This window comes from Pseudomonas sp. KH_024_B2 (genome assembly GCF_057839965.1).
The window spans coordinates 5,269,957-5,286,159 of sequence record NZ_CM174502.1; the positions used below are offsets into that span (position 1 = coordinate 5,269,957).

At 59.3% G+C, this 16,203-nt stretch carries 13 protein-coding genes; 1 reads left to right on the forward strand and 12 read right to left on the reverse strand.

The window, feature by feature from the left end; genetic code table 11:
- Nucleotides 1-19: 19 nt before the first annotated feature.
- The 11 genes from AC3I0A_RS24580 to AC3I0A_RS24630 form a co-directional block, all read right to left on the reverse strand.
- Nucleotides 20-838: a phosphoglycolate phosphatase gene (locus AC3I0A_RS24580; protein ID WP_489375113.1), complete on the reverse strand. Its 819-nt coding sequence runs from the start codon at nucleotides 836-838 to the stop codon at nucleotides 20-22.
- Nucleotides 835-1,509 (reverse strand): ribulose-phosphate 3-epimerase, encoded by a 675-nt coding sequence (gene rpe / locus AC3I0A_RS24585; protein WP_489375114.1) that lies wholly within the window; start codon nucleotides 1,507-1,509, stop codon nucleotides 835-837. The genes AC3I0A_RS24580 and rpe overlap by 4 nt, the downstream gene beginning before the upstream one ends.
- A 94-nt stretch (nucleotides 1,510-1,603) precedes the next feature.
- A complete protein-coding gene (locus AC3I0A_RS24590; RefSeq protein ID WP_489375115.1) occupies nucleotides 1,604-2,752 on the reverse strand; it encodes an iron-containing alcohol dehydrogenase in 1,149 nt (382 codons plus the stop codon).
- 129 nt (nucleotides 2,753-2,881) lie between these two features.
- Entirely contained in the window at nucleotides 2,882-5,011 is a 2,130-nt protein-coding gene (locus tag AC3I0A_RS24595; RefSeq protein ID WP_489375116.1) for a phosphocholine-specific phospholipase C, read from the reverse strand.
- A 30-nt stretch (nucleotides 5,012-5,041) separates the two neighbouring features.
- Nucleotides 5,042-6,145: an Ig-like domain-containing protein gene (locus tag AC3I0A_RS24600; RefSeq protein WP_489375117.1), complete on the reverse strand. Its 1,104-nt coding sequence runs from the start codon at nucleotides 6,143-6,145 to the stop codon at nucleotides 5,042-5,044.
- Nucleotides 6,146-6,276: 131 nt separating this feature from the next.
- A complete protein-coding gene (locus AC3I0A_RS24605) occupies nucleotides 6,277-7,101 on the reverse strand; it encodes an ABC transporter permease (RefSeq protein ID WP_489375118.1) in 825 nt (274 codons plus the stop codon).
- A gap of 13 nt (nucleotides 7,102-7,114) precedes the next feature.
- Nucleotides 7,115-8,362, reverse strand: coding sequence for an ABC transporter permease (locus AC3I0A_RS24610; protein ID WP_489375119.1), 1,248 nt, complete (start codon nucleotides 8,360-8,362; stop codon nucleotides 7,115-7,117).
- A gap of 154 nt (nucleotides 8,363-8,516) precedes the next feature.
- Nucleotides 8,517-9,560: an ABC transporter substrate-binding protein gene (locus AC3I0A_RS24615; RefSeq protein WP_489375120.1), complete on the reverse strand. Its 1,044-nt coding sequence runs from the start codon at nucleotides 9,558-9,560 to the stop codon at nucleotides 8,517-8,519.
- A gap of 49 nt (nucleotides 9,561-9,609) precedes the next feature.
- On the reverse strand, nucleotides 9,610-10,734 hold the full coding sequence (locus AC3I0A_RS24620) for an ABC transporter ATP-binding protein (protein WP_489375121.1): 1,125 nt from the start codon (nucleotides 10,732-10,734) through the stop codon (nucleotides 9,610-9,612).
- Nucleotides 10,735-11,106: 372 nt separating this feature from the next.
- Nucleotides 11,107-11,736, reverse strand: coding sequence for a response regulator (locus AC3I0A_RS24625; RefSeq protein ID WP_489375122.1), 630 nt, complete (start codon nucleotides 11,734-11,736; stop codon nucleotides 11,107-11,109).
- 9 nt (nucleotides 11,737-11,745) lie between these two features.
- Entirely contained in the window at nucleotides 11,746-14,136 is a 2,391-nt protein-coding gene (locus AC3I0A_RS24630) for a PAS domain-containing sensor histidine kinase (RefSeq protein WP_489375123.1), read from the reverse strand.
- A 74-nt stretch (nucleotides 14,137-14,210) separates the two neighbouring features.
- Here AC3I0A_RS24630 and AC3I0A_RS24635 point away from each other — a divergent pair, with 74 nt between their 5' ends.
- Entirely contained in the window at nucleotides 14,211-15,209 is a 999-nt protein-coding gene (locus tag AC3I0A_RS24635) for an alpha/beta hydrolase family protein (protein ID WP_489375124.1), read from the forward strand.
- Between the two features lie 229 nt (nucleotides 15,210-15,438).
- Here the strand turns inward: AC3I0A_RS24635 and AC3I0A_RS24640 are convergent, their stop codons facing one another.
- Nucleotides 15,439-16,203 carry a TerB family tellurite resistance protein gene (locus AC3I0A_RS24640; protein WP_489375125.1) on the reverse strand — a complete coding sequence of 255 codons (765 nt, stop codon included), beginning with the start codon at nucleotides 16,201-16,203 and terminating at the stop codon, nucleotides 15,439-15,441.

A 16,203-nucleotide genomic window follows, 5' to 3' on the forward strand; every position in this document is an offset into this window, starting at 1 on the left:
ATAACCGGCCAGAATCAAGTCAGGCGCGCCAACGCCAACGGGCCAGGGCCTTGATGACTTTCATCCAGAGCTTGCGGGTGACCACCACGATGGAATCTCTTGGAGGGGGTTGAGCAACGTCGGCCAACGTTATCTCAGCGGCCGGGTCCAGGCAACCGGGAATTAAGGAGCGCAGATCATCGATCACCAGCGCCGGAGACTCTTCGGCAATCGGCCGACCGTGGTTGTAGCCGTAGCTGAGCGCCACACACTTCACCCCCGCCGCTTTCGCCGCCAGCACATCGCTGCGCGAATCGCCGACGAACAACGACTGGGACGCCGGTACGTTGGCCATTTTCATCACGAAAAACAGCGCCGCCGGATCGGGTTTCTTCTGCGCCAAGGTATCGCCGCCGATGATCCAGCGAAAATACCGGCCGATTTTCATCTGATCCAGCAACGGCGCGACAAAGCGCTCAGGTTTGTTGGTGATCAGGGCCATTTCCACGCCCTGTTTGTGCAGCCATTTCAGGGTGTCGCGCACGCCGGGATAGACCACGGTCAAGTCATGGCCATCCTCATAGGCCGCCATGAAGAACTCTTGAGCCTGTTCGGCCTCGACCTCATCGACACCCTGGTGATCGAGATTATTCGCCAGCGCCCGGCGCACCAACACCTGCACGCCGTTGCCGACCCATTCACGCACCGATTCGATACCGGCAGGTGGACGGCCGAGCTTGAGCAGCATGTTATCCACAGCCGCCGCGAGGTCAGGAACCGAATCGATCAACGTGCCATCCAGATCGAACATCACCAGCCGCGGCAGACGCCCGGGGAACAGCTGCTCAAAGCCACTCATGGGCGAGCCAGTGCCAGTTCGGAACGCATCTTTTCAATCACCTCTTTATAGTTCGGCGCATTGAAGATCGCCGAGCCGGCGACGAAGGTATCAGCACCCGCTGCAGCGATTTCGCGAATGTTGTTCACGTTGACCCCACCGTCGATCTCCAGGCGGATATCGCGCCCCGATGCATCGATCAGCGCCCGCGCTTCACGCAGTTTGTCAAGGGTCCCGGGAATGAACTTCTGCCCGCCAAAACCCGGGTTGACGCTCATCAGCAGGATCATGTCGACCTTGTCCAGCACGTACTTGAGCACGTCCAGCGGGGTTGCCGGATTGAACACCAGACCGGCCTTGCAACCGCCTTCGCGGATCATTTGCAGGGAACGGTCGAGGTGCAGCGTGGCTTCCGGGTGAAAGGTGATATAGGTCGCACCGGCTTCGATGAAGTCGCCGATGATGCGATCCACCGGGTTGACCATCAGGTGCGCGTCGATTGGCGCGGTGATGCCATATTTGCGCAGCGCAGAACATACCATCGGGCCGATGGTCAGGTTCGGCACGTAGTGGTTGTCCATGACATCGAAGTGCACGATGTCGGCGCCAGCGGCGAGAACGTTGTCCACTTCCTCGCCCAGACGGGCGAAATCGGCGGAGAGAATCGACGGAGCAATAGCGAAGGACTGCATGACGCACCTTTTTTGAGCAGAATCACGATGGCGCGCATTGTATACCGCATGCTTTCCAGCGCGCACTGAGAGCTCGATGATTGGATGAAACGCCCTAATAGGCAGCGCGATAGATCTTCTCGATATCGACAGCGCTCAGTTTGCGCGGATTGTTGCGCATCAGGCGCTCGATCCCCGCTGCCTCCACGGCCATGGCCGGGATCGCCGCCTCTGGCACACCGAAATGGCGCAGGCCGAAGGGGATCTCTACCGCGGCACATAGCCAGGTCATCGCCAGCACAGCCTGGTCGGCGGCTTCATTGGCGCTCAGACCCGAGGTCTTCACGCCCAACGCCTGGGCAATATCCTGCATGCGTTCGACGCAGGCCATCTTGTTCCAGGTCATGACATATGGCAGCAACAAGGCATTGCTGACGCCGTGGGCGATATTGAACCGCCCGCCCAGCGGATAGGCCAACGCATGCACCGCGCCGACCCCGGCATTACCGAACGCCATGCCGGCCATCAGGCTGGCTGTGGCCATGTCTTCGCGGGCCTGCAGATTGGAAGGATTGGCATAGGCCTTGGGCAGCGCTTTGGCGATCAGTTTTATCGCACCAATGGCCAGTGAGTCGGTGATCGGCGAGGCATTCAGCGACAGGTAGGACTCGATGGCGTGCACCAGCGCATCCACGCCGCTGGCAGCGGTGACACTGCGCGGGCAGGTCAAGGTCATCTGCGGGCTGACCAGCGCCACATCCGGCAGCAGGTAATCGCTGACGATGCCCATTTTCAGTTGCGCGACCTTGTCGGAAAGAATCGCCACATTGGTGACTTCAGAACCGGTGCCAGCGGTGGTCGGGATCGCGATCAGCGGCGGACCTTTGCGCGGCACCTGATCAACGCCGAACAGATCCTCGAGGGCACCGTGGTAACCGGCATACGCCGCGACACTCTTGGCGATATCGATGGCACTGCCGCCGCCCAGACCGATCAAGCCGTCATGGCCGCCCTCGCGATAGACGCGCATGCAGTCTTCGACGATGGCGATTTCCGGATCGGGCAGCACCCGGTCAAAGACCTCATAGACTCGCTCGCCCATGTGCGCCAGCGCCAGCTCGACCGTGCCGGACTTGACCAGCGCGGCATCGGTGACGATCAGCGGGTTGTCGACATCCAGGCGGGTCAGCTCGGCGGCCAGTTGCTCGATGGCACCGGCGCCGGTTATCAGTTTGTGGGCAATTTTGAAAGAGCAAAGACTCATGTGCGCAGCCTCTTATAGATGTGGGAGCTGAGCACAAGCGTAGCTGGGGATTTGGGGTTGTCTGCCAGTCAGGGCGTGAATGACATCTTGCGCCGCCCAAGGCAAGACAGTTCCTCCTGCAACAGGATTTCAGGCGCCCATCGCCGGATCACTGATAGAGAACCTGCCTGTCTCGATGCGCCCCGAAAAACGCCGTGAAAAAGCGCTGTCCGTATCACTGCTAACGCTGAAGTCGTACCAGCGGCCACTCTCATCAAGCGACCATACCCGCTCGGCACTCTGACCGCTCTCGAGCCGAACCGCCCAAGGGCTGTCATTGCGATAAGCTTCGGGGCGCAGGGTCACCGTGCATGGCTGCGATCCCGTATTGAGCAAACGTACGTGCAAGCGATCCGCCACGTAATAAACACGAACTTCCGGATGAGCGGCATTTTCCGCAAGCCGTGTGGCATTGCCAGTGAAATGCCGATGAAAACCATTGGGGCCCAGCACCCACAAGTCGTACAAACCCGAGTTGCCCGACACGTCCCAGTCATCTTCCAGTGTTTCGCCAACACCAACCATGTATCGGCGGGGTAGCCGATCAAGATGAAGCCTGTCGTAGACATGCAGGACGGCACCTGTCTCGCCAAGGTTAACAAAATACAGCTGCATGCCCCTCTCGCCAGGCTTGAGTTCAGCACTGACGTAAAGCTCATAAGGCAGGGCGCACGAAGGCCGGGTACCTGCTGGCCGGGGCGGCATGACAGGCGTCTGAGGTACTGGCGTATAGCCCAGTTTTTGCTGATCCGAACGCAACTGGTCGGCTTGCGTCCGGGATTTGCGACCGTCCAGCGACGGGATCTCATCGTTGGGCGTTGCAAAATCGAAGACGCTCGTCAGATCCCCGCAAACGGCACGTCGGTATGGGCTGATATTGGGCTCGTCCACACCGAATCGCGCCTCCAGAAATCGTAGTATCGATGTATGGTCGAATACTTGTGAGTTGACCCGTCCGCCGCGACTCCAGGGCGAAATGACCAAACAAGGCACCCGCATCCCCGGCCCAAAGACTTTCCCGTCCGGTTGAGGCTGCCCCTGAGAGCCTGGTGGCTTGGGCTGGCGAAAGTACTCGAAAGCCATCTGTTCGTCCGTCAAGGTGGTTTTGCCGGCGAATGTTTTGCCGTCGGCTTGCGGTGAAGGGGCTGACGGCGAAGGGATATGATCGAAGAATCCGTCGTTTTCATCGTACGTGACGATCAACACCGTTTTACTCCAGACTTCCGGGACTGACGTCAAAGCGTCCAGTAAGGCCTGGATATACCACCCTCCTTGCACCGGACTTGATGAGCCGGGATGTTCGCAATAGGTTTTCGGTGCCGAAACCCAAGAGACTTGCGGCAACCTGCCCTCCTCGACATTTCGTTTGAACGAGGCCAGATATTCATCAGGATTGCGGCCCGGCATGGTATTGGCGATCCCCTTGTATAACGGATTGCCAGGGTTATCGATGAGCGGGTCATATCCACGAAAAGGCCCGCCGCTGTTATTGGAAAGCGGATTGCTGGAGGCTTCGTTCGCCCGTCGATATTGTTTGAACGCGCAATGCAGGTTGTCGCCCCATTCGTCGGGCATGTTCTGATAGGAAATCCAACTGACGCCAGCCTCTTCAAGGCGCTCGGCGTAGGTCTTCCACTCGTATCCGAGTGTCGAGGCGCGCAGCACGTCCCACTCGTTCTTGACGAAAGCAACATTGGCGCCCGTGGGCCCGTTGGTGCCCGTAAAAAAGAACGAACGGTTGCCATTGGTGCCCGCATGCATCGCGCAGTGATAGGCGTCACACAGAGTAAAGGCTTGTGCGAGAGCGAAATGGAAAGGAATCTCCGCCTGCTGGTAATACCCCATGGAGTCCGCTCTTTTGTACCTCGGCCATTCGTGCAGTCGCCCATCGCCCCAAGCGCTCTGACCGTCGACCCAGTCATGCGGTGTGCTGATCGCCCGCTGGGCGTTATATCTCTGCCCATCAAGGTGATAAGGCGTCAGATGGCTGCCCGACGCCGTTGTTTGTTGCCAGACACTGCCCCCGTGAGGCACCGGAATGGTGAAGCGATCAGCAAAACCACGAACCCCGGCCAGTGTTCCAAAGTAGTGATTAAAGGAACGGTTCTCCTGCATGAGGATCACCACATGTTCGACATCCATCAGCGTGCCGGTTCTGTTATTGGCCGGGATCGAGTAAGCCCGCTGAATGCTGTCAGAAACGTTTGTTTCAGTGTCCATACTTGCACCTCACCAAGATTCCAGGCCGGGTCAAATTCGATAGAACGTATGAATACTGCCGGGGTCGGACTTCACGCCGTTGAGTGTCTGAGTCACTCGCACCTTGTTTTCCCTCAGCCAAGAATCGACGGGGGTGAAAATCCATTCATCGCCGTGAATCTGGAAAGTCCCTTTGACAGGCACACCGCAGACATCCTGTACCGTGTAGACAGCCCCTGGGGCGCCTTTGCCCTTGATGGCCTGCACCGGGTGTGCACTGCCTTGATCGGCCGGATCGGTGATCACCGGAACGGGCGGTCGCACGCTGAATGCACGCAACTCGCTTTGCGGTGCATTGAGAGCGCTCCCCCGCTTGACCCTGATCTGATGCAAACCTGGCTCCCAAAACCTGGCAGGCCTGAAAGTCCAACGGCCTGTCTCCTTTGAAAACTCTCCGGCGATCGGTTTACCGGTTTCATCCAACAGCTGCAGGTTTATAGCGCTCAGGTCGGAGCCAGTGATGAGTTGATCCTGAACAGTGAACGAATAGGGAAGCGGCCGCAAAATCAGCGGAGGTGGTACTAACGAGGAAAGAACCACCGTGAAGTTCAAAGGCTCACTATACGGCGAGGTAACGCCTGCAAGACTCTGCTGCACCTTGATGGCCTTTTCACCATCGCCCCAGGCTGTGGACGAGGTGTAACTCCATTGTTTACCGGTGACTTCGGCATACGCCCACCAGTTTTCTCCAGGCAGGGCACTTTTCACCCAGACGCTGGCACCTTCGGCGCACGTGCCACTGATCGTCGGGTTATTGCCCGTCACTGCACCAGGTGCTGGAGAACGGATGACTGGCACTGCAAAAACCCTGAACGCGCGAGACTCACTGTAGGGCGAGGTAGCGCCGCCAAGACTCTGCTGCACCTTGATGGCCTTTTCCCCATCGCCCCAGGCTGTGGACGCGGTGTAACTCCATTGGTTACCGGTGACTTCGGCATACGCCCACCAGTTTTCTCCAGGCAGGGCACTTTTCACCCAGACGCTGGCACCTTCGGCGCACATGCCGCTGATCGTGGGATTGGAACCCGTCGTTTCATTTCGCTGAGGTGCTTGGACAGTCGGCGCGGGAAGTTCAGTAATCTGTTGGTCTGACATGTCGTTCAATCGCCATGAGAGTGCTCATGGCGAGACTACGACGCGAAAAGCACGCACCGCACCTGACAGATCTGACAGTGCCGACGAACGGTGAAATGGGCTGCGCCCCCCCTTCTGAGGGGCACAAACCGTCAGACCTGCGCCGTACGCAGTTTCTCGCTACGCCCACGCAACCATTCCAGCGTCAGCAACAAAATCACTGAGAAGGCAATCAGCAACGTCGCCGCCGCTGCAATGGTCGGGCTGAGGTTTTCGCGGATGCCGCTGAACATTTGCCGAGGCAAAGTCGCCTGTTGGGGGCCGGCAAGGAACAGCGTTACCACCACCTCATCGAACGACGTCGCGAAGGCAAATAGCGCCCCTGAAATCACCCCCGGTGCGATCAGCGGCAAGGTCACGCGGCGGAATGCCGTCAGCGGCGAAGCGCCAAGGCTGGCCGCCGCACGCACCAGGTTCTGGTTGAAACCTTGCAAGGTAGCCGACACGGTAATGATCACGAACGGCACACCCAACACCGCATGCACGACGATCAGCGAGACAAAGCTGTTGCCAAACCCCAGCGGAGCGAAGGTCAGGTAACTGGCCACACCGATGATCACCACCGGCACTACCATCGGCGAAATCACCAGCGCCATCACCAGCGGTTTGCCGGGGAAATCGCCGCGAGTCAGGCCGATGGCCGCCAGCGTGCCGAAAATCATTGCCAGTACGGTCGCCGCCGGGGCGACGATGATGCTGTTCTTCAGGGAACGCATCCACTCCGCCGAGGCGAAAAAGTCCTGATACCAATGCAGCGAGAAACCTTGCAGCGGATAAACCAGAAAGCTGCCGGAGTTGAATGACAACGGAATGATCACCAGCACCGGCAAAATCAGGAACAACAGGATCAGCCCGCAGAGAATGCGCAAGCTGTAGAACCAGACCCGCTCAACGGGCGACATGTAAGGGCTCAGCATTTCGATTCTCTCCTTAGCTCAGACGCAGGCGACTGGCGCCCACCAGCCAGTTGTAAATCAGGTAGAGCACGATAGTTGCCAACAGCAGCAGCCCACCGAGCGCGGTCGCCATACCCCAGTTGATGCTGGTGTTGGTGTAGAAGGCAACGAAGTAACTGACCATCTGATCGTTCGGGCTACCCAGCAGCGCCGGTGTGATGTAGTAACCAATCGCCAGAATGAACACCAACAGACAACCGGCACCGACACCAGCGTAGGTTTGCGGGAAGTACACCCGCCAGAAGCTGGCGAACGGATGACAACCGAGGGAGATCGCCGCCCGCATATAGGTTGGCGAGATGCCTTTCATCACGCTGTAGATCGGCAGAATCATGAACGGCAGCAGGATGTGCACCATGGAGATGTAAACCCCGGTGCGGTTGAACACCAGCTCCAGCGGTTTATCGATCACGCCCATGGCCATCAAGCCGCTGTTGATCAGTCCGCCCGATTGCAGCAAGACAATCCATGCTGCCACCCGCACCAGAATCGAGGTCCAGAACGGCAACAGCACCAGAATCATCAGCAGGTTGCTTTGCCGGGACGGCAGATTGGCCAGCAGGTAAGCCAATGGATAAGCCAGTACCAGGCAGATCGCGGTGATGATCAAGCCCATCCAGAAGGTGCGGGCAAAGATATCGAGGTAAATCGCCTGATCTGGTGTGGCCGGGGCCACTTCACCCAAATCATTGATACGGTGATCGACGGCTGCCAGCAGGTAATAAGGTGTGATGCTGCTGGTGTTGCGGCGGATCGCTTGCCAGTAAGCCGGATCCCCCCAACGCTCATCGAGACTTTCCATCGCGTCTTTATAAGAGGTCGGTTCAGTCTTGAACGGCAGCGCTCGCGCGGTTTTGGTCAGCAGGCTGCGATAGCCGGCCAACTCCATGTTCAGTCGCTTGGACAGATCGCCCAAGGTTTGATTCTTGCGGGCTTCAGCCAGATCTTCGCTGACAGCCTTGTACACCGGCTCGGCCGGCAGGCCTCGCCCATCCCAGGCAGCCACCGCCGCCACAGTGCGCGGCATACCGCCGACCACTTCCGGGTTACCGACGCTCTTGTAGAGCAGCGTCACAATCGGCACCAGGAACACCAGCAACAGAAACAGCACCAAGGGCGCGATCAAGGCCTGGGCCTTCCAGCGGTTGACCCGTTCGGCATGTGCCAGACGCTGCTTCAAGGTGGGGCTGGTGACCTCGTTCGAGGGAACGGTGATGGCCATAGCGAACTCCGGAAATCTTTAATCGATCGATAATGTGGGAGCGAGCTTGCTCGCGATGGCGCCATCAAATTCAACATTGATGTTGACTGACACACCGCAATCGCGAGCAAGCTCGCTCCCACAGGTGGGCGAGCCCACCATTACAGGGTCGTGCTTACTTCGCAGCCCACGAGTTGAAGCGCTGTTCCAGTTGCTCGCCGTTGTCAGCCCAGAAGCTGACGTCGATCTGCACCTGGTTGGCGATGTTTTCCGGAGTAGTTGGCATGTCTTTCAGAATGTCTTTGGACAGCAACGGTACTGCCTGGGTGTTAGCCGGGCCGTAGGCGATGTTTTCCGAGTAGGTCTTCTGCTGTTGCGGCATGACCGAGAACGCGATGAATTTCTTCGCAGCTTCGGCGCGGGTTTTATCCAGGCCTTTTGGAATCGCCCAAGCGTCAAAGTCGTAGATACCGCCGTTCCACACGACTTTCAGGTTGCTTTCTTTCTGCACGGCAGCGATCCGACCGTTGTAGGCCGAGCTCATCACGACGTCGCCGGAAGCCAGATACTGCGGCGGCTGAGCGCCCGCTTCCCACCACTGAATGCTTGGCTTGAGCTCATCGAGTTTCTTGAATGCGCGATCCTGACCATCCTTGCCGGCCAGCACTTTGTAGACGTCTTTAGGCGCTACGCCGTCAGCCATCAAAGCGAATTCCAGGGTGTACTTGGCGCCTTTACGCAGGCCACGCTTGCCCGGGAATTTTTTGGTGTCCCAGAAATCCACCCAACTGGTCGGTGCGCTTTTCAGCTTGTCGGCGTTGTAGGCCAGCACGGTCGACCACACGAAGAAGCCCACGCCGCAAGGCTGGATAGCGCCTTTGACGTAGTCCTCGTCTTTGCCGAACAGCGCCGGGTCGAGTTGCTCGAACATGTCTTCGTCACAGCCGCGGGACAGCTCTGGCGACTCCACTTCCACCAGGTCCCAGGACACGCTCTTGGTGTCGACCATGGCTTTGATCTTGGCCATTTCACCGTTGTATTCGCCGGCGACAATCTTGCCGTGGCCCGCTGCTTCCCAGGGTGCGTAGAAGGCTTTGACCTGAGCCGCCTTGTTCGCCCCGCCAAAGGACACCACAGTCAGGTCCGGGCCCGCCGCCATCGCGTGCGCCGCACCCATCATGCCCAGAGCCAGGGTGGTGAATTTCAGGGATCTCAACATTTATTGTTCTCTCCACGTGCAGGTTGGTGTTGGTGAAGCAAGGGGGCGATCAGTTCGCCTCTAGAAGTGGGTCGAGCGCGCGAACGTGTTCGACCTGCCAGCCAAGCGGTACCACATCACCGACCGCCAACGCCGGGTCCAGCTCGGCGATCGGTTGTTTCACAAAGAAATCGGTCTTGCCGCAGACTTCCAGGCGCACGCGGACGTGGTCGCCCAGATAGATGAACTCCTCCACGCGCCCGGAGAAGCGATTGACGCATTGATCGCTTGCGCCGTTCAGACTCACGCGCTCCGGACGAATGGACAGGGTCACCGGTTCGCCGGTCTTGCCAACATTCACGGCCAGCGCCTCGACCTTCTCGCCACGCCCCAGCTCGACCACACAACGATCACCGGCATGGCTGTGCAAGCGACCATTGAGGCGGTTGTTCTCACCGATGAAGTTGGCGACGAAGGTGTTCTTTGGCTCTTCGTAGAGGGTGCGCGGGGCGGCGATCTGCTGGATCTCGCCCTGATGGAACACCGCCACCCGATCGGACATGGTCAGCGCTTCACCCTGATCGTGGGTCACGTAGACCACCGTCAGCCCAAGGCGTTGATGCAGGTGCTTGATCTCCATCTGCATGTGTTCACGCAGCTGTTTATCCAGAGCGCCAAGGGGTTCGTCCATCAGCACCAGTTGCGGTTCGAACACCAGCGCCCGAGCCAGGGCCACACGCTGCTGCTGACCACCGGAAAGCTGCGCCGGATAACGCTGGGCGAAGGCATCGAGCTGAACCATGCTCAGCACCCGTTTGACCCGTTCGCTGATGTCGGTCTTGCTCAGGCCGCGCACCGACAGCGGGAACGCCAGGTTCTCGGCGACCGTCATGTGCGGGAACAGCGCGTAGTTTTGAAACACCATGCCGATGTCGCGCTTATGCGGCGGCACGTTGTTGATCGAACGCCCGGCCAGCTGGATTTCGCCAGCGGTCGGGGTTTCGAAACCGGCCAGCATCATCAGGCTGGTGGTCTTGCCGGAGCCGGAAGGCCCGAGCAAGGTGAGGAATTCGCCTTTGCGAATTTCCAGGTTGAGGTCTTTGACGATCAGGTTCTCGCCGTCGTAGCTCTTTTGCACTCCACGAAAGCTGACCAGAACATCATTCGCCCCAGCACTTGAATCGACCTCGCTCATACCCGCACCTTTGTGTTCTTTATATGTAGGACTGCTGTGGACTAAGCCTAGTGGACCCTTGTGAGCACGCAAATCGGGGGGTATGAGAGATTCGCCTAAGCCGGATGGAAGGTTCGGGGTAGGGATTGCCCTACAAGGATGGCGGGATTGGGCATGTCGATAAGGGATAGCAGCATGCGTTGAGCTGCAAGCCGCAAGAACAGGCAAAAGCGGGCTTGCGGGGATGTCGTAAATGGATATGCCGCCTTCCCTAATGTGGGAGCGGCGGTGCGGCGATCCGACCCGCGAAGAAGGCGCAAAGTTCAACACATATGTCGACTGGCAGATCGCTTTCGCGGGCAAGTCGGATCGCCGCACCGCCGCTCCCACGGGTCAGAGCAACTTGTGCTCCATCGCATATTTCACCAGCTCGGCCAGCGAGGTGATGTTGAGTTTCTGCATCAGCCGCGCCTTGTGGGTGCTGATGGTCTTGCTGCTCAACGCCAGTTGCTGGGCAATGTCGTTGACGTTCGCGCCGTGGGCCAGCCGCTCGAACACCGAAAACTCGCGCTCCGACAGCAGCGAGTGCAACGGCCGCGAATCCGTCAGACCGACTTCGAAGACCATCCGGTCGGCCAGGTCCGGGTCGATATAACGCCCGCCTGCCGCGACTTTGCGGATCGCGGTCAACAGCAAGGCCGGATCGCTGTCCTTGGTGGCATAGCCGGCAGCACCGACTTTCAACGCCCGAGCGGCCATTTGTGCCTCATCGTGCATCGACAGCACCAGAATCGCCGGCGGATTGTTCAGCGCACGAATCCGCGGGATCGCCTCCAGACCATTGACGCCGGGCATGGAGATATCCAGCAACACCACTTCACACGGAACATGGCGCAAGGTTTCGAGCAGCTGCTCACCATTACTCGCCTCCCCCACCACGATCAAATCCCTGGCCAGGCCGATCAACTGCTTGATGCCTTCACGAACGATGGTGTGGTCTTCGGCTACCAGTACACGGATCACGCGTCTCTCCTAATCCAACGGTACTCGCACGCTCAACGTCGTGCCTTCGCCCGGCTCACTTTCCAGCGACAGACTGCCGCCCATGATCAACACCCGCTCGCGCATGCCCACCACACCAAACGAAGTCGGTCGGCCTGGCGCCGGGACAAAGCCCTGGCCATCATCGCTGACGGTCAGGCACAAATCGTTGCCCTCAAGAGCCAGGGTCAATTCGACAGTATGCGCCTGAGCATGGCGCATGACATTGGTCAGTGCCTCCTGAAGTATCCGGAATAGGCCAATGGCCTTGGCATCGCTGAGGACCGGCAGATTATCCGGCACCTGGACCAGACACGGAATCTGCGTACGCGCCTCGAAACGTCTGGCCTGCCACTCGATGGCCGAGGCAATCCCCGCATCGAGAATCGGCGGACGCAGTGCCGTGGCAACATCGCGCACCAGTTGGAACAGCTGCGCGATCAGGCGCTTCATGCTGTTGAGCCGCTCGTTCAAACCCGGATCAAGCTGTGCGTAAGCCAGTTCGCACATGGAAGTTTCCAGCTTGAGCACAGTCAGCATCTGACCCAGCTCATCGTGAACTTCCCGGGCGATGCGGGCCTTTTCCTCTTCCCGCACGCTTTCCAGGTGAGCGGACAACTCACGCAGTTGCTCGCGAGAACTGGCCAACTCCAGTTCGATCCGCTTGCTTTCGCTGATGTCCCAGACGATCCCGTCCCAGACCACCGCGCCGTCATCGAGACGCCGGGTAATCGCCTTGATCTCCGCCCAACGTTGCTCGCCCTGGCGCGTCACGATTCGCCCTTGCCAGGACCAGTCGCTGTCGGTGTCCAGTGCTTGATCCTGGGTCTGGTGATAACTGGCCTTATCGTCCGGATGGACCAGGCTGCGCAAACCTTTGTCGCGCTGGCTGAGTGTCGCCGGGGAATAACCCACCAGGCTCTCACTGCCTTCGCTGATGTAGGCAAAGTCGATCTGCCCGGTAACCGGCGCACGCTCCAGACGAAATACCAACCCAGGCACATTGGCGGCAATACCCTGCAGTCGCGCCTCGCTTTCCTGCAAAGCGGCCAAGGCCCGCCGACGCTCGGTGACATCATTGAGATAGACCACCAGATACTCGCCATCGCGAAAGCGCAGGAAGCTCAGTGATACGTCCGCAGGCAGGATGCTGCCATCGGCCCGAACGCAGTTGGTTTCGAAACTCTGTGGCCCCTCCTCACTGGCGCGGGCGCGCTTCCACAACGTCAACCAGCGATCCATATGCAGGCCGGGTTCGAAATCGATCAAGGGCCGGTCGATGACGCCGCCCGGTGCATAACCGAGCATTTCTTCGGCGGCCCGATTGGCGTAACGGACATGGCTATCCCAATTGACCCAAAGAATACCCACAGTGCTCTGATCGATGGAAAACTGCGTCAGGCGCAAGGCTTCTTCGCTGGCCTCGCGAAGGGCGATGTCCTCTCGGGCGGCCAATAAGCGTTGCTCAAGGCCGCGTTGCTGACGACGCTGCCAGGTGACGATGGCCATGCTGGCGAGCAACAACAGGGTCAGCAATAGACAGAGGTTTTGCCAAAACCCCGGTGACTCGGTCAGGCGCGGGTATTTGGGTTGCAGCCAGCGACTGTGCAGTTGTTCCAGATCCTTCGCTGGAATTGCATGCAGCGCCCGCTCAACGATCCCTGCCAGCTCAGGCCAGTCACGTCGTGTGGCGACCCGTAGTAATTGCGGCAAGCCTATGTCGCCGACCACCACCAGATCGGCGAACTCCGGCTCGACCGACAAGCGACTGAGTTGCGCTTCGTCCACCACGGCGTACCGGGCTTGCTGGCTCAAGAGCAGCTGCAAGGCCTGGCGCTCCAGTGGCACGCCCTGCAAATTGAGATTGCCGTAAGTACTGCGCAGATAATCGGCAAGCGTGCTGGGCATGCGCACAGCGACACGGGTCTGACTATCAAGCTTTTCCAGCTCGACAGCGCCGGGCTCTTTGCGGGCACTGACGATCAGCTGCGGAACACGCATATAAGGATCGGAAAACTGCCAGAGTCTCAGCCCGACAGGGGTTTGGGTCAGGCCCGGGGCGAGGTCGACTTCGCCGTTGCGCACAGCGGCGTCCAGTTGCGCCTGATCCGCAAAGTTGTGCCAGCGCAGCTCAACCTTGAGGGCAGTGGCCAACCACTTCATGAGTTCGACGTTAGCCCCGGACAAGCGCTGCAAGCGGCGATCGAATTGGGCATAGGGTGCTTGCAGCACCAACCCGACACGCAGCTCGGGGTGTTGCTCGAGCCACTGACGCTGCTCGGCATTCAACTGCGCGACGGGCACGCGAGGCGCAGGCGCCGCCAACGCCATCAAGGGAAGGCAAAAACAGCCGATAACCAACAGGCAGCGAAAACGCATCATCTGAAGTCTCACACACTGACAAATACTGACCAACCCATTAGGCTGCCGGGATTACTTCTGGCCTGGAATATCCGATGCCCCCTGTCTACCGCTCGGCACTGCCCGCATTGTGCCTGTCGCTGATCCTGCCTTGTGCCTTTTCCGTCGAGGCCGCCGATCCGGCTCCCGGCGCCACGGAAAAAACCGCAGAAGAAAAACCGGTAGAGCGCCAACCGCTGCTTGAGCGTAGTCAGGAAGAAGCGACAGCCCTTGCGCGACAAATTCCGCAGCAAGAGCAGCAACAGTTGCAGGCCGGCAGCGACAGTTTCCTCGCACTCTGGAAGCCGGCCAATGCCAGCGAACCCAGCGGCGCGGTGATTATCATCCCCGGCGCCGGCGAAACCGCTGACTGGCCTCAGGCAATCAGTCCATTGCGTCGAAAATTGCCGGATGCCAACTGGGGCAGCCTGAGTATTACCCTGCCTGACCTGCAAAGCGACGCCAGCCAGCCACGCATTGTCGAAGTCGCACCCGTACCTGTCTCGGTGGACACTAGCAGCAAAGATGCCAGCACCGCTGCGCCCAAGCCCATCGAACAGGCGGCAGGCGGTGAGGTTGACGTCACTGAGCGTGCCGTCGCCGAAAGTTCCGAGGAGCAAATCAAGGCTGACGCCGAGCGAATCTTCGCCCGGATCGATGCTGCGATCGACTTTGCCGAACAGCAAAACGCCCGCAGTATTGTGCTGCTGGGGCATGGCACGGGCGCTTATTGGACTGCGCGCTACCTGAGCGAGAAACAACCGCCGCAAGTAGCGAAGTTCGTGATGGTCGCCGCGCAAACGCCACTTAATGGCAAACCTGAGCTGGCGCAACTGACACCGACACTGAAAGTCGCCAGCGCCGACTTCTTCTATAAGGATAAAGCGCTGGCGCGTAACGCCGCCCTGGAACGTCTGCAGGCGAGCAAACGTTTGAAGAACGCCAACTTTACTCAGATTGCTTTGAAAGCATTGCCTGGAAATCGCGCCGCCGAACAAGAGCAGTTGTTTCGGCGTGTTCGCGGCTGGTTAAGCCCGCAGAACATCGAAAATTAAGCGGCCTACTTAGAACCTGTGGCGAGGGAGCTTGCTCCCGCTCGGCTGCGAAGCAGTCGTTAAACCGGCACCTTCGTTCCATCTGAAAATGCGCGGTGACTGAATTTAGGGCCGCTTCGCGCCCCAGCGGGAGCAAGCTCCCTCGCCACAAGTAGGCAATCGACTCAAAACTCCTTAACAGAGCTTGCCCGCGTGAAAACGGCAGACCGGCCAACGAGAATTCAAAGTTTTAACGAAATTCCCGCCGCTCACGAACCAACGCATAAGCATTGTGCAGCTCGCGGGTCTTCTCGGTCGCCTCACGCACCTGAACCTGATCGGCACCACTGCCGGCTATCTTGTCCGGATGATGGCGGCTGAGCAGGCGCCGGTAAGCACGCTTGATCTGCGATGGCTCGCTGGTGGCCGTCACACCCAGCACTCGCAACGCCTCCTGATAAGCCCCACCCTTGGTCAGCGGCTTTTTATGCGGCTCGTAGTCACTGGCCAGCGCTTGTACTTGCCGGGGTGTCCAGCCCAGCCATTTACCCCATAGGGTAATCAGCTCACGCTCGGCGCTACTCGCTCGACCATCGGCCCAGACCATCCGCCAGCAGGCACGCAAGACGCCCTCTGCCGCATGCGGCTGCGCGCTCAAGTGCCGCAAATAGCCGCGCAAGCGATCACGTCCGGTCTTGCCCCGATTGAACGCCGCGACAGCCCGCTTTTGCGCCGGCTCACTCATATCGAGCGAACGCATTTCCTGACGCGCCTGCTGGATATGGCCGTCGACCACTTGACCATCACTTTTGGCCAATCGCCCCAGCAATACGAACAACAGTTCATCATTGCGCAGCGCCGGGCGTCCGCCTAACCGTTCGCGCAAATGCGCCCAACTGTGCAGTTGCATGCGCCGGTCCAGCGCCTGCCCCAACAATGCACCGAGCATGGCCCCCGGAATGCTGGCTATGGCAAAGCCCGCTCCGGCTCCGATCAGAGTCCCTGGCCACAACAT